Here is a 22,884-nt window from a genome sequence, read left to right on the forward strand (position 1 = left end):
GGGTTGCGGTCGCCATGACCTTTGCTCCCGGTTCCGCTTTACTTCGATGCCGAAGGCGCCGTGCGGCTGTCGACGGCGACGACGACGCTCAGGCCGGCGCGCAGCTTGCCCATCTTCAGCACATCCGCGGGCACGTCGATGCGAACCGGAACGCGCTGCACCACCTTGGTGAAATTGCCGGTGGCGTTCTCCGGCGGCAGCAGCGAGAACACTGCTCCTGAAGCCGGCGCCAGCGACGACACGGTACCCTCGATGTCCTGACCGTCAATCGCGTCGACCGATACTCTGACCTTTTCACCAGGCACCAGCCGGGCAAGCTGTGTCTCCTTGAAGTTGGCGACGATGTAGAGCTTGTCCATTGGCACGATGACGGCGAGCTTCTGTCCGGGGCTGATCAGGTCGCCCTGCTCGACCGAGCGGTTGCCGACCACGCCGTCATAGGGTGCGCGCAGCACGGTGAAGGACAGATCCCGCACCGCCTTGTCGTGGGCAAGTTGCAGCGAGGCCAGCGTGCTGGCCGATTCCGCGCGTTGCGCCTGGAGCACGCCGATATTGGCCTGAGCCGCCGCGATCTGTGCGTCGGCGCCGGCTAGTGCGGCATTGGCTTGCTCGACCGCCGTCTGGGCATCGTCCAACTGGGCCTGCGTACCGACGCGGGTCTTGAGCAACTGGGCGGCACGAACCTGAGCCCGCTTGGCATTATCGGCCGCGGCCTGGTCGGCGGTCTTCTGCGCCTGCGCCTGCTTGAGCGAGGCGCGCGCCGCCTCGGTCTGGGCATCGATGCGGTCGAGCGTCTTGCTCAACGTGGCGATCTGCGCCTCGGCCTGGGCAACGGCTATCTTGTAGTCACCGTCATCGACGATCAGCAGCGGGTCGCCGGCCTTCACCTGCTGGTTCTCGGTCACTTTGACCTGATCGACGTAGCCCGAGATTTTTGGCGAGATGAACGCCGTGTCGGCCTGGACATAGGCGTCGTCGGTCGTGATCATGAAGCGCCCGTCGGTCCAGTAATCATAGCCATACCAAGAGCCGGCGCCCAGCAGGGCCAAGCCGATGATGGGCAACAACATCGAGCGCATCGAGCGCTTCTTCTTGGCGGGCGCCAGCGGGGTGACGTCGGCGGGCTTGAGAGGGGCTTCCGGCGCTTCGATCGCAGGCTGGACCTTGGCATTGGGGAAAGGGCGGACTTCGGCACTGGTGGGCGCGTTCGAGGACATGATATCTCTCTAAATTAACTGGCGCTGAACTTCATCAGACTGAACCGTTCGGTTCGATCTCGACGTTGACTTAGCGCTTAAAGAGGACCATATCAAGAGCAATCGAACCGGATGGTTCGAATTATTTTACGAGGTGTGACATTATGGCCGAAGCCCCCAAGGCCGCTCCTTTGCCTGATTCAGGCCCATTGCCCAGCGCTGGCAAGGACCAGTGCGATCTGCTGGACAGTCTGCCGCGCGGCCGCCCGGCCGCGGGGCAAGATCCGGTCAAGCGCAGCCAGATCATCGACGGTGCGCGCCGTGTCTTCATCGACAAGGGCTTCGAAGCCGCGTCGATGAACGACATCACCCGCGAGGCCGGCGTGTCCAAGGGCACCATCTATGTCTACTTCGCCAACAAGGAAGAGCTGTTCGAAGCGCTGATCGAGGAAGAGCGCGGCACGATCTTCAAGAACATGTACGAAGTGCTCGACCAGATCGGCGACCTTCGCCAGACGCTGGTGAAGTTCGGCATCGTGCTGTCCATGAAGATCACTTCGGCCAGGGTCATCCTGGCGCAGCGGACGGTGATCGGCGCGTCGGAACGCATTCCGGAGCTTGGCGCGCGATTTTACGAACGCGGCCCGAAGCGCGGCCATGACAGGGTCGTCGTTTTCCTCAACATGGCTATCGAACGCGGCCTGCTGAAGATCGACGACGTCGAGCTTGCCGCCTATCAGTTCACCGAGCTGTGCCTGGCCGGTCTTTTCCGCCAGTGCATATTCGCCTATCGCACCAAGGCGCCAAGTGCGGCCGAGATCGAACACATCGTCAGGTCGGGCGTCGATGTGTTCCTGAAGGCGTACGGCACCGAACAGCTGGCAGAGCAGGAACGGGCCTCCAGCCCCGCCTGACCAGCCGTCGGAGTCCGTTGCCTATCCGCCGTTGGCGGCGAGCACGATCGCCGCACGCAGTTCCTCGAGACCCTCGCTCTTTTCCGATGACGTGGCGAGCACGAAGGGAAAGGCCGCCGGGCGTTTCTTGATCTTCTGGAGCGTTTCCTCGATCAGCCGCGGTACCCCCGCCGCCTTGATCTTGTCGGTCTTGGTCAGCACGATCTGATACGACACCGCCGCCTTGTCGAGCAGCGACAGCACCTCGTCGTCCTTGGCCTTGATGCCATGGCGGGCATCGATCAGGACGTAGACGCGCTTCAGCGTCACCCGGCCCTTCAGATAGTCGAACACGAGCTTCGTCCACTCGTCGACCTTTTCCTTCGGTGCCGTGGCGTAGCCATAGCCCGGCATATCGATCAGTGCCATCGGCGGCAGATCGGCGCCTTCTCCCGAAAATCCGCCCGGCACGAAATAATTGAGCTCTTGCGTCCGGCCCGGCGTGTTGGAGGTGCGCGCCAGCCCCTTCTGGTTGACCAGCGCGTTGATCAGTGACGATTTGCCGACGTTGGAGCGGCCGGCAAAGGCGATCTCGGGTGGACCCTCCGGCGGCAGGAATTTCATCGCCGGCACGCCGCGGATGAAGATCCAGGCTCGCGTGAACAATTCGATGCCGATCGTGGTCTTGTTCAACGCGTTCAAACCGCTGCCTCCAGAAGAAAAATGTTGCTGCCACGAATGGCATCGAGATTGCGGCTGATCTTTTCCACCGGCCAGTGCCACCACGCCAGCGCCAGCAGCCGCCGGATGGTCCTGTCATCGAAGCGCATCTTTACCACCTTGGCCGGATTGCCGGCGACGATCGCATAGGCCGGTACATCGTGCGTCACCACCGACTTTGCCGCGACGATGGCGCCGTCGCCAATCTTCACGCCCGGCAGCATCACCGCTTCCATGCCGATCCAGACGTCGTTGCCGACGATTGTGTCGCCACGCACCTCCTTCGACCATGTCGCCGGGTCGAAACCTTCCTCCCAGCCGTGGCCAAAGATGTTGAACGGATAGGTCGAAAAGCCGGACATGGCGTGATTGGCGCCGTTCATGATGAAGCGCGCACCCTCGGCAATGGCGCAGAACCTGCCGATGACCAGCCTGTCGCCGATGAACGGATAATGATGCAGCACGCATTTTTCGGCGAATTTGTCGGGTCCGTCAGGGTCGTCATAATAGGTGAAGTCGCCGATCTCGATATTCGGCGCCGTCACCAGCGGTTTCAGAAAGCCGACGCGCGTGTGCAACGGGATCGGATGCTTGATCGATGGATTGGGTCCGGTCATATCGAGCTCCATCGGGCAACTGCCAGCCAGGTCAAAATAGCGCGATCCGTCCGGCAGTACCAATCGCTTAATCCAGGCCGGCAGCTTGTGCAAAAAGCCCCGGACGAACCGGGGCTTTTGGGTTTCGCATCATCGGAGCGCCGGCTATTCCGCCGGCGACGGTTTCTTGCGGAACAGCGCGACCAGATTGTCCCACAATTCGATCTTGGCGCCTTGCCGCTTCATGATCACGCCCTGCTGCAGGATCGACAGCGTGTTGTTCCAGGCCCAGTAGATGACCAGGCCGGCCGGAAAACCCGCCATCATGAAGGTGAAGATCACAGGCATCCAGGTGAAGATCGCAGCCTGCGTGGGGTCCGGCGGCGTCGGGTTCATGCGCATCTGCAGGAACATTGTCACGCCCATGATCAGCGGCCAGACGCCGATCATCAGCATGTGCGGCAAGGTAACGGGGATCAGCCCGAACAGGTTGAAAATCGATGTCGGGTCCGGCGCCGCCAGATCCTGGATCCAGCCGAAGAACGGCGCGTGCCGCATCTCGATGGTGATGTAGAGGACCTTATAAAGCGAGAAGAACACCGGGATCTGCAACGCCACCGGCCAGCAGCCGGCGAGCGGATTGATCTTCTCGGTCTTGTAGAGCTCCATCATCGCCTGCTGCTGCTTCATCTTGTCGTCCGCGTATTTCTCGCGGATCTCGAGCATCTTTGGCTGCACCTTCTTCATGTTCGCCATCGACGCATAGGACTTGTTGGCGAGCGGGAAGAACAGCGCTTTGACGATGACGGTGGTGGCGAGGATCGCCAGGCCGAAATTGCCGAAGAATTTGTACAGCGTGTCGATCAGCCAGAACATCGGCTTGGTGATGAAATAGAACCAGCCCCAGTCGATCAGAAGATCGAACTGGCGAATATGACGGTCCTTTTCATAAGCGTTGATCGTCGAAACTTCCTTTGCGCCGGCGAATATCTCCGACTCCACGGTCGTTGACTGCCCGGGAGCAATCGTGACCGGATCGGACAGGAAATCGGACTGATAGCTATGCGGGTGGGGCCCGCTTTTGAACTCGAAATACGAGAATTTGGGCTGAAATTCGCGGCCGCTCGGCGGCACCAGGGTCACCGCCCAGTATTTATCGGTGATGCCGAGCCAGCCGTCGCTCGACTTGCCTGGTTTGTACTCCCTGTCCGATTCGACGCTGGAGTATTTGTATTCCTGCAGGCCCTCGCTTCCGGTAACGCCGATCAGGCCCTCGTGCAGCACATAGGTGCTGGCGATAGCCGGCTTGTCGAAACGTGTGACGCGGCCATAGTTCGACAACGTCGCGGGTGCCGAGCCGCCGTTCTGGACCATGTCGGACACGGTGAACATATATTGGCTATCGACCGAGAAGGTGCGCTTGAAGGTCAGGCCCTTGTCGTTGGTGAAGGTCAGCGTGACCGGCGTCGCCGGTGTCAGCGTCGCATTGCCGTCGGTCTGCCAGACGGTGTCTGGGCCGGGCAGCCTGCCGACATCCGGCGTGCCTGAAAAGCCGATCTCGGCGAAATAGCCATTTGGCAGGGACGCTGGGTTGAGCAACGCGATCTCGGGCGAAGTCTTGTCGACCGTCTCCCTGTAATGCTTGAGCCGGAGATCATCGAGGCGCGCGCCGGTGAGGTTGATCGAGCCTTCGAGGCTCGGCGTGTCGATCTTGGCGCGGCTGGTCGAGGCAATCGCCTGCTCGCGGCCGGCCGGCGTCACCGCGTCGCCGCCAGGCGCGTTCGGAATGGCGCCCGGCTGCACCGGTGTTTCGCTGGCGCCCGGGCTGGTGCCTTGGGCGGCCTTCTTCTGCTCCGCCACGCGCTGCTCTTCGATGCGGGCGGCTTCGCGCTGCATATCGCTGCGCGGCATCACATAGAAATATTGCCAAAGCGCCAGGATCAGCACCGACAGTGCGATGGTGATGAAGAAGTTGCGGTTGTTTTCCATCGAAGCCCTTGGCCTATCGTGTTCCACGCAATCTGCGGGAGAGTTCGGCCTTCAACTGGCCGAACGGAGTGGTAAGCACGTCTTCGCGCCCGACGATGACATAATCATTGCCCGGCGCCATGTCATCCACGGCATGCGTGCGCACGGCCTCTCTCAGCCGCCGCCGGATGCGGTTGCGAACGACGGCGTTGCCGACCTTCCTGGTGACGGTATAGCCGACGCGCGGTGCCTCGCTGTCGTCGCGGCCCAGGACCTCGACGAGGAAAAGCCGCCCGCGGCGCTTTTCACCACGGCGGACAGCCAGGAATTCCGCGCGCTTCAGAAGCCGCTTGGGATGGGCACCCGTTGGCTTGCCGGTTGCGGGCAACGATCTTGTCTCTCGCTTGGTGCTCAGGCGCTGAGACGCTTGCGGCCGCGGTTGCGGCGGGCTGCGACGACGCCGCGGCCACCTTTGGTGGCCATACGGGCACGGAAACCGTGCCTGCGTTTGCGGACGAGTTTGGACGGCTGGTAAGTACGCTTCATTTGTTTAAATACCGCGGGGTGCGGCCCTTCTTGATTCTGTCACTTTGTAACAGGAGCTTTGCCGGGCCGGTTTTGGCGCGATCGAAACCGCGCCGGGACGAATGGCCCGAGCGTGAGCGGGCTTATAGAAAGAAGGGTTTTGGAAGTCAATCCAGTGCGTCGGGCCGGCATTGTCGGACCGGCAGGGAAGTCTTGCGGCGCTTTGTCCGGCTTCGACCAAAGGATGAATTTGGCAAAAAAGCCGCAATCGCCTAATCTCACCCGATCAAGCGATCGTGAAGACGAGCAGTCCTTAAGACAAGCAGCCGTGATGACAGGCAGCCGTGACGACGAGCATGAGTGAAGTCCCAGCAACCGACGAAAGCATCGCCCAGGCGAAGGCCGCCACCCGCAGGGTGCCGCTGGCGCGCGGCCTGTCGACCAAGCTGCTTTTGCTCACCATCGTCTTCGTGCTCTTGGCCGAAATCCTCATCTTCGTGCCCTGGATCGCCAGCTACAGGCTGAGCTGGCTGAAGGAGAGGCTGAGCACGGCCGCCGCGGTTTCAATCGTCCTGGTGCAGGGCGAACCTGCCTCGCTGTCGCGTGCCGCCCAGAACGACGTGCTGATGGCGATCGGCGCCAAGGCGATCGCGGTGCGCGACGGCGGCGTCTCGCGGCTTCTGGTGGTGGCCGAAATGCCGCCGCAGGTCGACGAGCATATCGATATCGCCAATGTCGGCATGATCAAGGGCATGACCGGCGCGCTGGACACGCTGTTTTTCGGCGGCAAGCGGATGCTGCGCGTTTTCGGGCCGGTCGGCGACAGCGACAAGGAATTCGAGCTGATCATGCCCGACCACCGCCTGCGCAATGCCATGCTGATCTATTCGCGCAACGTCGCCTTCGTCTCGCTGCTGATCTCGCTGTTCACCGCCATGCTGGTCTACGCCGCGATAGACCTGATCATGATCGGCCCGATCAGGACGATGACACGCTCGATGCTGTCCTTTTCCGAGGCGCCCGACGATCCCGGTCGCATCATTCACCCCGCCGCCCGAGCCGACGAGATCGGCGTCGCCGAACGCGAGCTGTCGCAGATGCAGGAGCGGCTGCAAAAGATGCTGACCGAGCAGAAGCATCTGGCCGATCTCGGCCTGGCCGTGTCGAAGATCAACCACGACATGCGCAACATCCTCGCCTCGGCGCAGCTGATGTCGGACCGCCTGCGCCAGGTCAAGGACCCGACGGTGCAGGCCTTCGCGCCAAAACTGCTGCGCGCGCTCGACCGTGCAGTGTCCTATTCGGAAGGCGTGCTGGCCTATGGCCGCACCCAGGAGCCGCCGCCGTCGCGCCGCAGGCTGCGGCTGCGCCAGCTGGTCGAAGACGTCCAGGGCCTGCTCGACATCGAATGCGGCATCGAATTCGTCAACGCCGTCGACCCGGTGCTTGAGGTCGACGCCGATTCCGACCAGCTGTTCCGCGTGCTCACCAATCTTAGCCGCAACGCCGTGCAGGCGATGGCGGCGGACACCGAGAGCGCCGTGGTGCGCCGCTTGACCATATCGGCCGAGCGCATCGGCAGCGTCAGCCGCATCGTCGTCACCGACACCGGCCCCGGCCTGCCGCCAAAGGCGCGAGAAAACCTGTTCGCGGCATTTCGCGGCTCGGCCCGCAGCGGCGGCACCGGCCTTGGCCTGGCGATCGCCCACGAATTGATCCGCGCCCATGGCGGCACGGTGGAACTGGTCGAAAGCATCGGCGGCCGCACCACATTCGCCGTCACCATTCCCGACCAGCCGGTCCGGCTCGACCAGGCCCGCAACGGTCTGCGTCGCCCGGCGTAACGAACCGTTTCGTTACGGATCGTTTCAATCCGCAAAGGGTTGGTCCGACACTACGAGTCATCAGCTCGGCCGCCGTGTGGCGTGAGCTCGCCTTCGCCGGCGGGCGCGTGACGGCAAAACGTGGCGGTAAAACTTTTGGCCAGGATCGGCTTGCTTTTCACAAATTCAGTCGCTAGGGAACACGTCACATCGCGGCCGGTCGCCAGGATCGGATCGCGGGGCTATGCAAAGCATGGCCTGTTGCGCGCCCGTAGCTCAGCTGGATAGAGCACCAGACTACGAATCTGGGGGTCAGGAGTTCGAATCTCTTCGGGCGCGCCATCAATCCAATGCACGGCCCGCCTCATGGGGCCTCTCGGGCGCGGTGAGCTCATTGTCTTCCGACTATGACCGTGACCGGCGCCGATGGTCGGAAGGTCGCGAGGGCTGAGCGCTATCGATGCCAAAAAGGGGATCGTCAGCTGATGCTGCTCAATCGGCCTGCTTAATCTCCGAACCCGGTTCAGTCGGCGGAGCTGGCGTGCAATCCTGGCCAGTGCATTCCTGCACGGGATCTTTCGCCGGCGGGAGACAATTTTGGCCTTCACAATGAACGGGCGGCTGCGTTGTTGCGGCTTTATTGTTCTGCGGCACAGGCCGATCCTCAGCGCGAACGGCCGGCATTCCAAGGTCGATCATGGCCGTGCACAAGAGCGCAATCCGAAGCAAATTCATTTTCGCCTCCGCAACGACAGCGAGACGCAGATCATACCTTCGAACTGCGGCCAACATCCTGTCACCCGCGAACGGCGTTAACAGCGCGTTTCATTGCCGGTCGGAAGGGCGTACCGATTGAGATCGAGCGTCGTCCTCTTCCTGGCAAAATAGCGCCAGAAACGGGGCATTCGGCCGGAGGTGACTGAAGCCAACCTTCCGATTTTCCTGTACACCTGTTCGAAGGGTTCGAGGTGCCTTTCACGGGGGAACGTACATGACGGCATTCAACAGCGTCCGCTTCCAGGTCAAGCCGGGTAGTGAAGACGAATTCGTCGAACTGTTCAGCAGCGCTCCGCGCAATTTCGAGGGATTGCGAAAAATGGCTCTCATCAAATCGGGAGGCGGCACCTTCTTCTCGATTGGAGAGTGGGACACTTTCCAGCACATGGTCGATGCCAGGCCCAAAATGCTAGGCAATCTTGATCGGTTCCGGCATACGTTGCAGCGGCTTGAGGGCGGATATACGGATGCTGTTTCCGGCGAGGCCGTCTTCGACACGGACGGCAGGAGCAGCGGCAGGTCGGTATAGGTTCGCACTTCGAAAGCTTATGCCGTGCGCCACTTCCCGGCTCTATTACCTAAACCGCACATTCGCCCTCGAAAGCTCTGCCACCGACCTGCATCCCATAAGCCGCATGCCGCGTTCGATCTCGGTTCGCATCAGGCCGAGCGCCCGTTCGACGCCGGCCTGTCCGGCGGCTGCCAGCGGGAAGAGATAGTAGCGTCCGACACCGACGGCCTTGGCACCCAACGACAGGGCTTTCAGCACATGCGTGCCGCGCTGGACGCCGCTGTCGATGATCACGTCTATCTTGTCGCCCACCGCGTCGACGATCTCCGACAGCTGGTCGAACGGGCTGCGCGAGCCGTCCAGCTGCCTGCCGCCATGATTGGACAGAACGATGCCGGTGCAGCCGATGTCGACGGCCTTTCTGGCATCGGCGACGCTCATGATCCCCTTCAGGCAAAACTGGCCGTTCCAAAAGCGGACCATGTCTTCGACGTCCTTCCAATCCAGCGATGGATCGAGGATCTCCGTGAAATAGCGGCTGATGGAAAGCGCTCCGCCGCCGAGATCGATATGGCCGTCCAATTGCGGCAGGCTGAACTTGTCGTGCGTCAAATAGTCGATGGCCCATCTCGGCTTGATCGCGAACTGCATCATCCCGCCGAGCGTAAGCCGAAAGGGGATGGAAAAGCCGGTCCGCAGGTCACGCTCGCGGTTTCCGCCGGTGACGCTGTCGACCGTCAGCATCATCACCTCGACGCCGGACGCCTTGGCGCGCTCCATCATGGCGCGGTTCAGGCCGCGATCCTTATGGAAATAGAACTGATAAACCTGCGGCGTCCTGTGCTTGCGAACTTCCTCCAGGCTGACCGTCCCAAGCGACGAGACGCCGAACATCGTGCCGAACTTCTCCGCCGCCGCGGCGACGGCGCGCTCGCCGCTATGGTGAAACAGCCGCTGGAGAGCCGTCGGCGAACAATAGACCGGCATCGCCAGCTTCTGGCCCATGACGGTGACCGACATGTCGACCTGTCCGACGCCGGCAAGGACGTTGGGGACGAGATCGCAGCCCTCGAACGCCACCGTGTTGCGCCGCAGCGTCGTCTCGTCGTCCGCGCCGCCATCGATATAGTTGAAGATCGGGCCTGGCAGGCGCTGTTTTGCCAGCCGGCGAAAGTCCTGAAAATTATAGCAGCTTTGCAGTCTCATGAAGTCAATCGGGTATATGCCGGGGCTGATGTCAAGCCTGTGCCGTTGTCGATCGCCGCCCGCTTCGCCTCAGCCCGGCATAGCGCCAACCGACTCCCGCTCCACCAGCGGGCATTCGAGCTTGGTGATGGGATAGCGGCCGCGACCGGGTGGGGCGGGGACTTCCAGCTGCTCGATCGCCCATTGCCCCATCGCCATATGCGGCAGGATCGACGTCGTCAGCGGCGGGAACAGATGCCGCGCGATCTCCTCGTCGTCATAACCGACCACCGAAATATCCTGGGGGATGTGCAGGCCGGCCTCCTTTAGCGCCTCGTAGCAGCCGATCGCGGTGCGGTCGTTCTGGCAGAAGATGGCGGTCGGCCGGTCCTTCAGCGCCAAGAGCTTGACGGTCGCGGCATAGCCGGCGCTTGCCGACCAATCGCCTTCGACGACCAAGTCCGGGTCGAACGGGATGTCGGCTGTCGCCAGCGCCCGGCGGTAGCCCTTCAGCCGGTCCTGAGCCGCCTGCATCCAGGGCTCGCCGGTGATGGTGGCGATACGGCGATGGCCATGGCTGATCAGGTGCCGGGTCGAGCTCTGCCCGCCGGCGATCTCGCTCGGCACCACGGCGGGGAAGGCATAGTCGGCGGTGTAGCAGTTGAGCAGGATGACCGGAATGTCGAGGCCGTAGAGATAATCCGGCGCGACGACCTCGCGGGTGAAGATGGTCATGTAGATCAGCGCCGAAATGCCCCGCTTGGTCAGCGCCGCGATGGCGCGAGGCTCCATCACCTCGTCGCCCATGGTCTGCGCCACCAGCAGCACATTGCCAGCGTTCCACGAGGCTTGCCGCGCCCCTTCAATGGCGACGACCGCCTCCGGGCTGGTCGCCAACTGGTCGACGGCGAAGCCGATCACGCCATCCAGCCCGTCGAATGCGGCAACCGGGGCTCGCAGGGCGGAAAACACCGGCGGCGAATAGCCCAGCGTTCGCGCGGTCTCGATCACCCGCTCTCGGGTTTGCTGCGACAGCCTGATGCCCGGCGTGTTGTTGAGCACGAACGAAACCGTCGCCTGCGAACAGCCTGCGGCCCTGGCGATGTCGGTCATGGTAACGCGGCCCTTGGGGTTTTTCCCGGACAGCTTGCGCCGCCTGGTACCCTCAAGGACGGGATCACGCAGTGGTTCGTTCATGTCATTGGTCCCTCGAATCTCGCATTTATAGGGCGAAGCGATACTAATAGATATAATCGACCCTCTTAGGCCGATTTAGTCCCCGATCCGAAACGGTGACGACTGGGGAGGCCTCTCTCCTTTGTGGCGAGAATCCCGACCAACTAATACTCTTTACTAATATCTGGCATCCCTATAACGTCAATCCATCATGCCGGACGACATCGGACCGCGCATGGTCGGAACGCAAGCCAGCCTGGTTCCCGTCAGCCGAAGCTTGCCTGCCGCTCCGGGAAATGTCAGACAAATCGGACTATTTACGAACGGCGAATGAGTCTCTAAAGTCGACGATTGCGGCTGGAATGGCGTCGTTCTTCGCTGCCGGAAACCCTTGAGGAGAAGGGCGTCCAAGCCGCGCCGGCAAGTTCACCATCAGCGAAAATTATTGAGTCAAATGGGAGGTTGAATATGAAATCTGCGATACGAAATGCGTCCGTCGCCGCTGCAGCCCTGCTGCTCGGCCTGTCCGCCAGCGCAATTGCGCGGGCCGACGACAAGCCGACACTGGCCTTCGTCGTCAACGGCGCTTCCGATTTCTGGAAGGCGGCCGAAGCCGGCGTCAAGAAGGCTCAAGGCGAACTGCCCAATTACAATCTGGAACTCAAATATCCGGAGCAGTCCTCAGTCGCCATCCAGCAGCGCCTGATGGACGATCTGGTGACGGCCGGCGTGAAGGCGATCATGGTCTCGGCCGTCGATCCCAAGACGTCGACCGACGGGCTGAACAAGATCGCCTCGGAAACGGCGCTGTTCACCACCGACAGCGACGCACCGCAGACCAAGCGTGTCGCCTATATCGGCTCGTCCAATGTCGATGCCGGCAAGCAGGCGGCAGAGATCGCCAAGAAGGCAATGCCTGACGGCGGCAAGTGCCTCGGGTTCGTCGGCCTGCTCGGCGCCGACAACGCCAAGGAACGTATCCAGGGCATGAAGGACGGCCTCGCCGGCACCAAGATCGAATTGGTCGACGTGCGTGGCGACGACATCGATCAGGCTCGCGCCAAGAAGAACGTCGAGGACGCGCTGGTCGCCAGCCCCGACGTCACCTGCATGGTCGGCTTCTATTCCTACAACACGCCGCGCATTTATGAAGCGCTGCGCGATGCCGGCAAGCTCGGCCAGATCACCGTCGTCGGCTTCGACGACGATCCGATCACGCTGGGCGGCGTCAAGGAAGGCACCGTCGCCGCCACCGTCGTGCAGCAGCCCTTCGAATGGGCCTATCAGGGCATGAAGCTGATGGCCGCCTATCTCAAGGGCGACAAGTCGGGCATTCCCGCCGATGGACTGATCATCATCCCGACCAAGATCATCGGCAAGGACGATGTCGACGCCTACGCCGCCAGCCTCAAGGCGATGTCTGGAAACTGAGCGAATTAGGTTGCGCCGGCTCAAGATTCGTCTTGAGCCGGCGTTCTATTGACGGGCCTCGCGAGGCTCGTCAGTCTGAGGCCAAACGGCCCACCGGCTGCTGTCAGGCGTGATGAATTATTCCGACCCATCCATCGTTGCATCTACGGACGCTCCGTTCCTGAGCCTCGACGGTGTGCGCAAGACCTATCCCGGCGTCGTCGCGCTGGACGGATTCTCGATGGACGTAAGGCCCGGCGAGGTCATCGGCCTGGTCGGCGAAAACGGCGCTGGCAAATCGACGCTGATGAAGATCCTCGGTGGCGTCACCAGGCCGGACACCGGCACCATCACCGTCGATGGCGTCACCCATGACGGACTGACAGTCGAGGCCAGCATCGGCTCGGGCATCGCTTTCGTCCACCAGGAACTCAACCTGTTCGAAAACCTCGACGTGGCCGCCAATATCTTCTTCGGCCGCGAACCGCTGCGCGCCGGGCCGCTCAAGCTCGTCGACCGCGCCAGGCTGCGAGCGCAGGCGGCGCCGCTGCTCAAACGCGTGGGCGCCAATTTCTCGGCCGATACGCCGGTGTCGGCGCTGTCGCTGGCGCAGCAGCAAATGGTCGAGATCGCCAAGGCGCTGTCGATCGAGGCAAGACTGGTTATCCTCGACGAACCGACGTCCAGCCTGCCGATCGCCGAAACCGACAAGCTCCTCGGTGTCATCAAGGCGCTGAAGGCAGACGGCATCAGTGTCATTTTCATCTCGCACCGCCTTCACGAGGTCGAGCGCGTCGCCGACCGCGTCGTCGTGCTCAGGGACGGCATGCTCGCCGGAACCTTGCCGAAGAGCGCCATCAATCACGACCAGATGGTCAAGCTGATGATCGGCCGCATGCTGAAGGAGCGCGAGAAGGCCGCAGAATCGGCGCGCCCGCCGGGCTCTGTCGCGCTTTCGGTCAAGGCCATTCGCACCGCCGCCTATCCTGACCGGCCCGTCGACCTCGACGTCAGGCATGGCGAGATCCTCGGCCTGGCCGGCCTCGTCGGCTCCGGCCGGACGGAACTGGCGCGCGTGCTGTTCGGCATCAACAGGAGCTTTGGCGGCTCGTTCCAGCTTGACGGAAAAGATCTGGTTCTTGGTTCGGCCGCGGATGCAGTGGCCAATGGTATCTTCCTCGTCCCCGAGGATCGCAAGCTGACCGGCATCCTGCTCGATCTGTCGATTGCCCAGAATATCTCGCTGCCCAATCTGCCGGCGCATTCGCGGCGCTCGCTGGTCTCGGCCAGCGCCGAGGCCGCCACCGCCGAGAAGCAGAAGACCGATCTCGGCATTAGGGCGCCCTCCGTCCAGACGCGTACCGGCACGCTGTCGGGCGGCAACCAGCAAAAGGTCGTGCTGGCCAAATGGCTGGCGATGAAGCCGAAGGTGATGATCCTCGACGAACCGACGCGCGGTATCGATATCGGCGCCAAGGCCGAAATCTACGGGCTGATGCGGGCGCTGGCCGATGCCGGCGTCGCCGTGCTGATGATCTCCAGCGACATGGAGGAGGTGATCGGCGTTTCCGACCGCATCGCCGTCATGCATGAGGGCCAGATCTCCGGCATTCTCGACAAGGACCGGTTCAGCCAGGAAAACGTGCTGCTGCTGGCGGTCGGCAAGCAGCCGAAATAATTCGCAGGCATTGGGAGAAGACGATGAGCAAGAAAGATCTCGGCCTGCTGATCCTGATCCTGGTGGTCGGCGCGGTGGTGGCGATCATCAATCCGCGCTTCCTGCTGCCGATCAACCTCGCCAACACCTCGAACCTGATCGGACTGTTCGGCATTCTGTCGATCGGCCAAGCCTTCGTCATCATCACCGGCGGCATCGAATTGTCGGTCGGCTCGGTGGTTGCGCTACTCGGTACGCTGTTCATCGATTTCATCGCCGTGCGGGAGATGGAGTGGCCGCTGGCCTTCGTGCTGATCATCGCGCTCGGCGCCACCATCGGCCTGATGCATGGCTGGCTGATCACCCGGCTGAAGTTGCAGCCGTTTGTCGTCACCCTCTGCGGCCTCCTGATCTATCGCGGCGTGGCCCGCTTCTACACCGCCGACGGCACCGCCGGCTTTGCCTTCGGGCAGAACTTCCCGGAACTCGAATTCCTGACGGCCGGGCGGTCTTGGGGCGTGCCGAACAGTTTTATCGCGCTGATCGTCATCGCCGTCGTCATGTGGGTGGTCCTGCACCGTTCGGTGTTCGGGCGTTATCTCTACGCCATCGGCAAGAACGAGGAAGCGGCGAAATATTCTGGCATCCGCACCGGCCGCATCGTCATGGCCGCCTATGTCATCTGCGGCGTGCTGACGGCGCTGTCGGCTATCTATTTCGCCATGTACACACGCTCGATCTCGCCGGCGAGCCACGGCCAGTTCTACGAGCTCTATGCCATCGCGGCAGCGGTGCTCGGCGGCTTCTCGCTGCGTGGCGGCGAAGGCTCGCTGATCGGCGTCCTCCTCGGCACGGTGCTGCTGCAGGAGCTGCAGAACCTGGTCAACCTGCTCGGCATCCCGTCCTCGCTCAACTTCGCCGTGATGGGCGGGGTGATCCTCATCGGCGTGCTGGTCGACCAGCAATGGGGCGTGTTCAGGGCGCGGCGGCGGATGCTGGAAGCTACTCGTAAGGGCGTGGCGGGTGCTGCCGCGGAATGACGCAAAAATAGCTGGATGAAATACGCCGACTGCCATTGGCGGGCATGAAAAGGTCAGCCTGAGCTTCGCGACAGAAGTTCAGGTTAATCTCCATTTGGAACGAAACCCGTATCTGAGCGTTTATTTAAGCTTTGCTACGCGGAGGCGTCCCATGCCCACGAATCCAGTAAGTACCGCCAAAGTAGGAACTCACCCTCTCCACCCGATGCTGATACCTTTTCCTGTCGCGTTTCTTGTTGGCGCCTTTGTCACCGACCTGGTTTTCTGGGGAACTGCCGATGCGTTCTGGGCACGGGCATCGATGTGGCTGATCGGGGCAGCCATCGTAATGGCCCTTCTCGCTGCGACAGCCGGTTTTATCGACTTCCTCAACGAGCCGCGCATTCGCGCCTTGTCCGACGCCTGGTACCACATGCTGGGCAACTTGACCGCGGTCGTTGTGGCACTGATCAATTTCTACCTTCGCTATGCGCAAGGCGCCGAAGCCGCGGTCCGACCATGGGGCGCGCTGTTGTCGTTCATAGTGGTCTGCATACTGTTGTTTACCGGCTGGAAGGGCTGGGAAATGGTGTATCGCCATCACGTTGCAGTTCTGGATACACCAGCGGATGCGCCAGCGAAGCCTTCGACAACCACTACCACAGATACTCGTCACACTGGTCGGGACCGGCACGCCGCATGAGGCCATAATCCCGAAAAGTGGATACCGGTTTCCAAAAAAAATATGGGTTAGACAAGTAGCGCCCATCCCGAATTCATCGGATGGGCGCTACTTTAGATAAGGCCCGACATGTCGGAGAAGGCCATGGCCTTGCGCAGCACCTCGGCGAAGCGCTCGCCGGCGGCTTCACGAGGACCGCTATTGTCGATCGAGGTGACACCCGGTCCGGACAGCGCCACATTGGCGCTGCGCGCCAGCCGTGCCAGCACTTCGCCGCGCGACTCGCGACCGCGCAACGCCAGCCGCTCGGCCAGGATCTGCGGTGTAGCCGTGATCTCGACGACAGCCAGATTGGCGTAGCGCTCCCGCAGCGCCGGGATGATCGCGCGCGAGACGTTGGCGATCGCGACACGGCCGTTTGAGACCGACCAATCGACTTCGGCCGGGATGCCATAGCGCAGGCCATGCGCCTCCCAGGAAATCGCGAAGGCGCCATCCGCTTCGGCCTCGACGAAGGCCGCGTCGGCGAGCGTGTCGTGATCCTCGGTGGCCGCGTCGCTCGGCCGGGTGATGACCCGGCGCACGAACTCGAGCCGGCTCTCGTCGGCAAACACGGCGCGCGCATAGCCGATCACCGTATCCTTTCCGGCACCGCTCGCCCCGACGACGGCGACGAAGACGCCGTCGCGGATCGGAAACGCCGCAGCTGACAATTCACGCTCGACCGATGCCGACACCATCATGCGACCCGCCGTCCCTGCCGCCAGACCGTGCGGACGACTGGGACATGGTCGTCGACGCGCACGCGAACCAGATCGGCGCGCCGGCCGGGCTCGATGACGCCGCGATCGGTGAGGCCGACCGCCTCGGCCGGGTTTTTCGAGACCATCGCCACCGCCTGAGGCAACGAGATGCCCTCGACCACGTCGCCGAGGAAGAAGGCCGACTGGATCAGGCTGAACGGAATGTAGTCCGACGACAATATGTCGAGCAGGCCGTTGCCGGCCAGCGTGCGGGCCGAGACATTGCCCGAATGCGAGGCGCCGCGCATGACGTTCGGCGCGCCCATCAATACGCCGAGCCCTGCCTCTTTTGAAGCCCGTGCCGCCTCCTCGGTGGTCGGGAACTCGGCGACGCGCACACCTTGCTCGATCGCTTCGTCGACATGGCCGACAGTTGCGTCGTCATGGCTGGCCAGCACGATGCCGCGCTCCTGGCAGGCAGCAGCGATGAAGCTGCGGTTCGGGCTTGAGTTCTTCGCCGATTCCGCCATCCGTTTTTCGCAGAATTTCTGGAAATCGCGATCGGTCAGCTTCAGCTTGCGCTGGTAGTAGTAGGCATAGGTTTCCAGATCGACGAACTGGCGCTGTCCCGGCGCATGGTCCATCAGCGACGCCAGCCTGACCCGCTCGTCGCCGTCGAAATTGGCGAAGGCCGTGAGGCAGTCCGGCGCCGAAACCTCGCAGCGCAGATGGAGGAAATGGTCGGCCCTGAGCCGGTCCTGCTGCACGCTGTCTTCGATCGCGTCGGCCAGCTTGCGTATGTCGGCGGCCGTCAGGTCGGCGTCCTCGTCCATGCCGACACGCAAGGCGTCGAGCACGGTGGTGATGCCGGCGGTCGCCACCTGCGCGTCATGCGCCAGCACAGCTGCGATCGGGTTCCAGCGCACTTTCGGCCGCGGCGCGTAATGGCCTTCGAGATGGTCGGTGTGGAGCTCGACCAGGCCAGGGATGATGAAGTCGCCGCCCATGTCCTCGCCGCTGCGGCCAGCGCCGGGAGCAATGTCGGCGATCACGCCATCGCGCAGCACGATCGACCCTTCGATGATCTGGTCGGCCAGTACGATGCGGGCATTGTCAAGAACGGTCTCGGCGGTCATTTCAGGCAGTCCTCGGAGCATTTTGCAACCAACTGAAAATGAATCGGTGTCGCACAATGCGGTTAAAGCAAATAGTCATTTTGGCAGTTCTTCTGGTCAGGCAGTTCTTCTGGCCGGGCGGCGCCCGAGCGCGTGATGCGACAGCACCATGAATGGTGCGCCGGGTTCAGTTTCCACAAACAGCGTCAGCGCGTCCACCGGCACCGGCCGTTGCAGCACGCCCGCAAACAGGCTGTCGATTGCTAGGTGAAGACGAGGGCTTTCCTGTGACGAGACCCGGCCGGACAGCGTCATATGGAAGCGAAAGGTCTCGAAGACATAGGGGTAGCCCCACTGGCAGAGATTGCGGAACTCGTCGGGTTTCAGCGAATCGGGGCTGCGCCGCTCGATCTCGGCTTCGGTCAACGGCGCGCGAAAGCGGTCGAAGTCGTGCACCACGTCGTCGGCGAAGCGGTTGAGCGCCGGCAGCGGCGCTTCCGGCACCAGCGCGAAGAAGCCGTCGATCTGGGTGACGATCAGCCGCGGGATCGTCACCACCGGCGTCGCCTCGGCAAAATCGTCGAGTGCTGCGCGAAGCGAGGCTTCCGTCTCGGTGGAAGCCAGTCGGAAGGGCGCCTTCAGCGTCGCATGAAAGCCATAGCGGCGCGCCGAGGCGGTATGGAAGGCAACTTCCGCCGCCGACAACTCGCCCACTGCCTCGACCGGCTTTGTGGCGGCGCCGAATGGGTCCCGGCCGAGCCAGTTGGCGGCGATCCGTGCCAGCGTTTCGTCCTGTCGGGGGGTGAAATAGATCGCGTAGCGCATCGAAAGTCCTCGTCAGCCCCGCAGCCATAGGTGATTTCCATGACGAATTGACGAAGCTTTGCGGCGTTTTCGGTAACGAAACCACACAGCCGGTTCGTTAGCCGACGATTTTTCGCTTGGACCAGCGGTTGGGGCGAAGGGGAAGTGATTAGGCCTTCATCAGCCATTCGTGCTCGGGTGCGTTGTGGAATTTCCACGTCCGCTTCGGTCCGGCCATGACGTTGAGATAATAGAGATCATAGCCGTGGCAGGCGGCGCAGGGGTGATAACCCCTGGGGACCAGCACGACGTCGCCGTCCTCGATCGCCATCGCCTCGTCGAGCGAACGAGCACCGCTCTCGTCCGCATCGGTGTAGACGCGCTGGAAAGCAAAGCCCTGCGGCGGGTTGAGGCGGTGGTAATAGGTTTCCTCGAGATAGGATTCAGCCGGCAGATTGTCCTGGTCGTGCTTGTGCGGCGGATAGCTCGATGTGTGGCCGCCGGGTGTGATGACCTCGACCACCAGCAAGGAATCGGCCGGCTTGCCCTCCGGCAGGATGTTGGTGACATAGCGCGTGTTGGTGCCTTTGCCGCGAACCTCCTGGCCGAGATCGTCGGGCCCGATGACACGGACCGGCAGACCGCCGCCCAGTCCTGGCGCCGAACAGACGGCAAGTTCGAGATCGGTATCGGCGCTCACCGACCACTCCGACCCCTGCGGCACATAGATCGACCACGGCTTGCCTTCGAACGGCGACATGCGTTCGCCCAGCAGGCCGAGTTCCTTGCCACCGGCATTGGCCTTACCCTTGCCGGTGACGAACACCAGGCAGACCTCGCGATCCGCGGTTTGCCCGGAAGCGCTCTCGCCGGGGCTCAGCCGATGCAGATCGAAGCCGACATAGGTCCAGCCGGCATTTTGCGGCGTCACATGGGCGATGCGGCCGTGGCCCTTATTGGCTTTGATGAGCAGCTTCGACATGGTCATTCCTTCGGTTTGGCGTCTGCCGATGGCTTGTCCTCGTCAGCCGGCTTGTAGAGATAGAAGAATTGCCAGACGGCATAGCCGGCGAAGCCGAGCGCGATCACGCCCCAGAACGGCGTGCCGGTAGCGAATTCGATCACCGACCAGACCAGGCAGACCGCGACAACGGCAACGCGCCGCCACAGCGGCCGGAAAAACGGGTGCTCGGAGTCTTTCATCGGATCACCCCCGGCATCGGATCAACCCTTTCCTCGCGAGCCTCAAGCATTGGGAAAGCCCTGTGTCTCCACCGTGTAGCCGGCCGCCGTCATCACCCGCATCAATTCCTTGTAGCCGACCTGCGCCATCTTGAGCGGCGGGTTCTTCTTCGGATCCTGCTCGGCCTCGACCACGAACCAGCCTTCATAGCCATGGTCGGCGAGCCTCTGGACGATGGCGCCAAAGTCCAGCGAGCCATCTCCCGGCACGGTGAAGGCACCAAGCGCCACCGCATCGAGGAAGGATTGCCTGCTACGATCCAGCTTATCGATCACCTCCATGCGCACGTCTTTCACATGCACGTGGTTGATGCGCCGGTGGTGGTTATCAATAGCGCGCAGCACGTCGCCGCCGGCAAAGGCCAGGTGACCCGCGTCGAGCAGCAATGGAATGCCTTCTCCCGAATAGCGCATGAAGGCGTCGAGCTCTGGCTCGGTCTCGACCACCGCCGCCATATGATGGTGATAGGAGAGCGGCATGCCTTGCTCGGCACACCATTCGCCGAACTGCGTGAGCCGCTTCGCGTAGGCTTTCATCTCATCGTCCGAAAGCCTCGGCTTGGTGGCGAGGGGTTTCGAGCGGTCGCCCTGGATGGAGCGGCCGACTTCACCATAGACGATGCAAGGCGCATTCACCGCCTTGAACAGGTCGATCATCGGCTGGATACGATCCTTGTTCTTCGCCATGTCTTCGTCGACCAGCGTCCCCGAGAACCAGCCGCCGCAAAGCGTCACGTCGGCCTGCCTGAGGATCGGCAGCATGATTGTCGGGTCGTTGGGAAAGCGGCGGCCCATTTCCATGCCGGTAAAGCCAGCCGAGCGCGACTGGCGCAGGCACTCCTCCAGCGACACATCATCGCTGAGTTCGGCAAGATCGTCGTTCCACCATGCAATGGGGGACATGCCCAGTTTGGCTTTCAAGTCGTCACTCCAGTTTCAGACATTTCGAGGCGTTGGCGGGCGCTAAAATCGCCGCCCGCTCAGCGCTTCCTCGTATTTCTTGCGCGCCGCATTCACTTGCGGCCGTGCCGAGACTTCCGGCACTGCGACATCCCACCAGCTTCCACCGGCCTCGGTCGAAACCAGCGGGTCGGTGTCGATGACCAGCACGGTCGTTCGCGTATTCTTCTTCGCTTGCGCCAGCGCCGTTTCGAGCCCAGCGATCGACGGCACTTTTTCGGCAATCGCACCCATACTCGCAGCATGCGCGGCGAAGTCGATCTCGGGCAAGGTCTCGTGACGAGCGTCCTTCAGCAGATTGTTGAAGTTGGCGCCGCCGGTCGCCATCTGCAGCCGGTTGATGCAGCCATAGCCGCGGTTGTCGAGCAGCACGATGGTCAGCTTGAGGCCGAGCATCACCGACGTCGCGATCTCGGAATTGAGCATCAGATAGGAGCCGTCGCCGATCATCACCACAACCTCCTCGTCGGGCCTGGCCATCTTGACGCCGAGTCCACCGGCGATTTCGTAGCCCATGGTCGAGAAGCCGTATTCGGCGTGATAGGAGCCGGGCGCGCCCGCCTGCCATAGCTTGTGCAATTCGCCGGGCAAGCCGCCGGCGGCGTGAAGCAACGTCACGCCGGAGCCCATGGCGCGCTGCACGGCGCCGATCACCTGCGCGTCGGACGGATAGGCGGCATTGGTCGACGCAGTCACCTTGCCGGCATCTGCCTGCCACTCCTTCTTGCCGCTGATCGCATTGTCGGTCCAGCCTGAAGGGGCTTTCCAACCTTTCAGCGCGGCAGCGAGTTCGGCGAGCCCTTCCGCCGCATCGGCGACCAGCGGCAGCGCCTGGTGCTTGCCGGCGTCGAAGGGCTGGACGTTGAGCCCGATGATGGTCTTGGCGGAATTCTTGAACAGCGACCACGAGCCGGTGGTGAAATCCTGCAGCCTGGTGCCGACGGCAAGCACGACGTCGGCCTCTTCGGCCAGCCTGTTGGCCGCCGAAGTGCCGGTGACGCCGACCGCGCCCATGTTCAAGGGATGATCGTCCGGCAGCGATGATTTGCCGCCTTGCGTCTCGCAAACCGGAATACCCTGGCATTCCGCGAACCCGGCCAGTTCTTCCCAAGCCTGCGAATAGAGTACGCCGCCGCCGGCGATGATCAGCGGCTTCTTCGCGCCCTTGAGCGCCGCGACGGCGGCCGCCAGTTCCCGGCGATCCGGACGGATCATGCGCGGGATCCAGACCCGTTCGGCAAAGAAGCTCTCGGGGTAGTCATAGGCCTCGGCCTGCACATCCTGGCACAGCGCCAGCGTCACCGGGCCGCATTCGGCCGGATCGGTCAGCACCTGCATGGTGCGGTTCAGCGCCGGCATGATCTGCTCGGGCCGGGTGATGCGGTCGAAATAGCGCGACACGGGCTTGAAACAGTCATTGACGGTAGCCGTGCCGTCGGAAAAATCCTCGGCCTGCTGCAGCACTGGGTCGGGAATGCGATTGGCGAAGACGTCGCCGGGGAGAAACAGGACGGGCAACCTGTTTACATGCGCAAGTGCCGCCGCCGTCACCATGTTGAGCGCGCCGGGGCCGATCGAACTGGTCGCCGCCATGAAGCGGCGACGGAAATTGGCCTTGGCGTAGGCGATCGCCGAATGCGCCATCGCCTGCTCGTTATGGGCGCGGAAGGTCGGCAGCTCGTCGCGCACCTGATGGAGCGCCTCGCCGACTCCGGCGACATTGCCATGGCCGAAGATCGCCCAGACGCCGCCAAAGATCGGCACTTTCCTGCCGTGGATCTCGGTCATCTGCTTGCTGAGAAAGCGGGTCAGCGCCTGCGCCATGGTCAGGCGAACGGTTTTGGTCATATCGTTTCCTCCGCAGTCCTTATGCCGCGCCTTC

The 22,884-nt window shown here is 62.6% G+C and carries 22 protein-coding genes and 1 tRNA gene; 8 read left to right on the plus strand and 15 right to left on the minus strand.

Translation table 11 applies throughout. From position 1 onward, the window contains the following. Window positions 1-38 precede the first annotated feature (38 nt). Window positions 39-1,217, minus strand: a complete 1,179-nt coding sequence (locus E5W70_RS07360; RefSeq protein WP_292655900.1) for an HlyD family secretion protein — start codon at window positions 1,215-1,217, stop codon at window positions 39-41. Window positions 1,218-1,360: 143 nt separating this feature from the next. Here E5W70_RS07360 and E5W70_RS07365 point away from each other — a divergent pair, with 143 nt between their 5' ends. After that, complete coding sequence (locus tag E5W70_RS07365; RefSeq protein ID WP_292655902.1) at window positions 1,361-2,110, plus strand: TetR/AcrR family transcriptional regulator; 750 nt, start codon at window positions 1,361-1,363, stop codon at window positions 2,108-2,110. Window positions 2,111-2,131: 21 nt separating this feature from the next. Here E5W70_RS07365 and yihA read toward each other — a convergent pair whose 3' ends face one another. The 5 genes from yihA to rpmH form a co-directional block, all read right to left on the minus strand. Beyond that, complete coding sequence (gene yihA / locus E5W70_RS07370; RefSeq protein WP_292655904.1) at window positions 2,132-2,791, minus strand: ribosome biogenesis GTP-binding protein YihA/YsxC; 660 nt, start codon at window positions 2,789-2,791, stop codon at window positions 2,132-2,134. Then, on the minus strand, window positions 2,788-3,426 hold the full coding sequence (locus E5W70_RS07375; protein WP_292655907.1) for a CatB-related O-acetyltransferase: 639 nt from the start codon (window positions 3,424-3,426) through the stop codon (window positions 2,788-2,790). Before E5W70_RS07375 ends, yihA begins: the two co-directional genes overlap by 4 nt. Window positions 3,427-3,570: 144 nt before the next feature. Continuing rightward, the gene (yidC, locus tag E5W70_RS07380) at window positions 3,571-5,394 is read right to left on the minus strand and encodes a membrane protein insertase YidC (RefSeq protein ID WP_292655908.1); all 1,824 of its coding nucleotides are present in this window, start codon (window positions 5,392-5,394) and stop codon (window positions 3,571-3,573) included. 13 nt (window positions 5,395-5,407) lie between these two features. Further along, the gene (gene rnpA, locus E5W70_RS07385) at window positions 5,408-5,761 is read right to left on the minus strand and encodes a ribonuclease P protein component (protein ID WP_292655910.1); all 354 of its coding nucleotides are present in this window, start codon (window positions 5,759-5,761) and stop codon (window positions 5,408-5,410) included. A 23-nt stretch (window positions 5,762-5,784) separates the two neighbouring features. Further along, a complete protein-coding gene (rpmH, locus tag E5W70_RS07390; protein WP_008833937.1) occupies window positions 5,785-5,919 on the minus strand; it encodes a 50S ribosomal protein L34 in 135 nt (44 codons plus the stop codon). A 335-nt stretch (window positions 5,920-6,254) separates the two neighbouring features. Between rpmH and E5W70_RS07395 the strand changes: the two genes are divergently transcribed. From E5W70_RS07395 to E5W70_RS07405, 3 genes are all read left to right on the plus strand, one after another. Next, window positions 6,255-7,742 carry a HAMP domain-containing sensor histidine kinase gene (locus E5W70_RS07395; protein WP_023677495.1) on the plus strand — a complete coding sequence of 496 codons (1,488 nt, stop codon included), beginning with the start codon at window positions 6,255-6,257 and terminating at the stop codon, window positions 7,740-7,742. A gap of 244 nt (window positions 7,743-7,986) precedes the next feature. Next, window positions 7,987-8,063, plus strand: a tRNA-Arg gene (locus tag E5W70_RS07400). A gap of 649 nt (window positions 8,064-8,712) precedes the next feature. Continuing rightward, the gene (locus E5W70_RS07405; protein ID WP_292655913.1) at window positions 8,713-9,027 is read left to right on the plus strand and encodes a DUF718 domain-containing protein; all 315 of its coding nucleotides are present in this window, start codon (window positions 8,713-8,715) and stop codon (window positions 9,025-9,027) included. A 45-nt stretch (window positions 9,028-9,072) separates the two neighbouring features. On the opposite strand, the gene E5W70_RS07410 is transcribed toward E5W70_RS07405, so the two are convergent. Then, window positions 9,073-10,215, minus strand: a complete 1,143-nt coding sequence (locus E5W70_RS07410) for an alpha-hydroxy acid oxidase (RefSeq protein WP_292655916.1) — start codon at window positions 10,213-10,215, stop codon at window positions 9,073-9,075. A 69-nt stretch (window positions 10,216-10,284) separates the two neighbouring features. Next, window positions 10,285-11,307 carry a LacI family DNA-binding transcriptional regulator gene (locus E5W70_RS07415; RefSeq protein WP_292655979.1) on the minus strand — a complete coding sequence of 341 codons (1,023 nt, stop codon included), beginning with the start codon at window positions 11,305-11,307 and terminating at the stop codon, window positions 10,285-10,287. 531 nt (window positions 11,308-11,838) lie between these two features. Between E5W70_RS07415 and E5W70_RS07420 the strand changes: the two genes are divergently transcribed. The 4 genes from E5W70_RS07420 (at window position 11,839) to E5W70_RS07435 (ending at window position 16,159) form a co-directional block, all read left to right on the plus strand. Continuing rightward, window positions 11,839-12,801: a sugar-binding protein gene (locus E5W70_RS07420; RefSeq protein ID WP_292655919.1), complete on the plus strand. Its 963-nt coding sequence runs from the start codon at window positions 11,839-11,841 to the stop codon at window positions 12,799-12,801. 112 nt (window positions 12,802-12,913) lie between these two features. Further along, on the plus strand, window positions 12,914-14,458 hold the full coding sequence (locus tag E5W70_RS07425) for a sugar ABC transporter ATP-binding protein (RefSeq protein ID WP_292655921.1): 1,545 nt from the start codon (window positions 12,914-12,916) through the stop codon (window positions 14,456-14,458). Between the two features lie 23 nt (window positions 14,459-14,481). After that, window positions 14,482-15,477, plus strand: a complete 996-nt coding sequence (locus tag E5W70_RS07430) for an ABC transporter permease (protein ID WP_292655924.1) — start codon at window positions 14,482-14,484, stop codon at window positions 15,475-15,477. Window positions 15,478-15,628: 151 nt separating this feature from the next. Further along, window positions 15,629-16,159: a DUF2231 domain-containing protein gene (locus tag E5W70_RS07435; RefSeq protein ID WP_292655926.1), complete on the plus strand. Its 531-nt coding sequence runs from the start codon at window positions 15,629-15,631 to the stop codon at window positions 16,157-16,159. A gap of 92 nt (window positions 16,160-16,251) precedes the next feature. Here the strand turns inward: E5W70_RS07435 and phnN are convergent, their stop codons facing one another. The 7 genes from phnN to iolD all read right to left on the minus strand — a co-directional run bounded on the left by phnN (window position 16,252) and on the right by iolD (window position 22,850). Further along, complete coding sequence (phnN, locus tag E5W70_RS07440) at window positions 16,252-16,881, minus strand: phosphonate metabolism protein/1,5-bisphosphokinase (PRPP-forming) PhnN (RefSeq protein WP_292655929.1); 630 nt, start codon at window positions 16,879-16,881, stop codon at window positions 16,252-16,254. Next, window positions 16,878-18,017: an alpha-D-ribose 1-methylphosphonate 5-triphosphate diphosphatase gene (locus E5W70_RS07445; protein WP_292655931.1), complete on the minus strand. Its 1,140-nt coding sequence runs from the start codon at window positions 18,015-18,017 to the stop codon at window positions 16,878-16,880. Before E5W70_RS07445 ends, phnN begins: the two co-directional genes overlap by 4 nt. Window positions 18,018-18,113: 96 nt before the next feature. Further along, window positions 18,114-18,821 carry a DUF1045 domain-containing protein gene (locus E5W70_RS07450; protein ID WP_292655934.1) on the minus strand — a complete coding sequence of 236 codons (708 nt, stop codon included), beginning with the start codon at window positions 18,819-18,821 and terminating at the stop codon, window positions 18,114-18,116. A 148-nt stretch (window positions 18,822-18,969) separates the two neighbouring features. Next, window positions 18,970-19,782 (minus strand): 5-deoxy-glucuronate isomerase, encoded by an 813-nt coding sequence (iolB, locus tag E5W70_RS07455; protein WP_292655937.1) that lies wholly within the window; start codon window positions 19,780-19,782, stop codon window positions 18,970-18,972. A gap of 2 nt (window positions 19,783-19,784) precedes the next feature. Next, entirely contained in the window at window positions 19,785-20,003 is a 219-nt protein-coding gene (locus E5W70_RS07460; protein ID WP_254815905.1) for a DUF3329 domain-containing protein, read from the minus strand. Between the two features lie 42 nt (window positions 20,004-20,045). Continuing rightward, window positions 20,046-20,963, minus strand: coding sequence for a myo-inosose-2 dehydratase (gene iolE, locus E5W70_RS07465; protein ID WP_292655941.1), 918 nt, complete (start codon window positions 20,961-20,963; stop codon window positions 20,046-20,048). Between the two features lie 42 nt (window positions 20,964-21,005). After that, the gene (gene iolD, locus E5W70_RS07470; protein WP_292655943.1) at window positions 21,006-22,850 is read right to left on the minus strand and encodes a 3D-(3,5/4)-trihydroxycyclohexane-1,2-dione acylhydrolase (decyclizing); all 1,845 of its coding nucleotides are present in this window, start codon (window positions 22,848-22,850) and stop codon (window positions 21,006-21,008) included. Window positions 22,851-22,884: the final 34 nt, after the last annotated feature.

This window comes from Mesorhizobium sp. (genome assembly GCF_005063415.1).
Classification (GTDB): domain Bacteria; phylum Pseudomonadota; class Alphaproteobacteria; order Rhizobiales; family Rhizobiaceae; genus Mesorhizobium.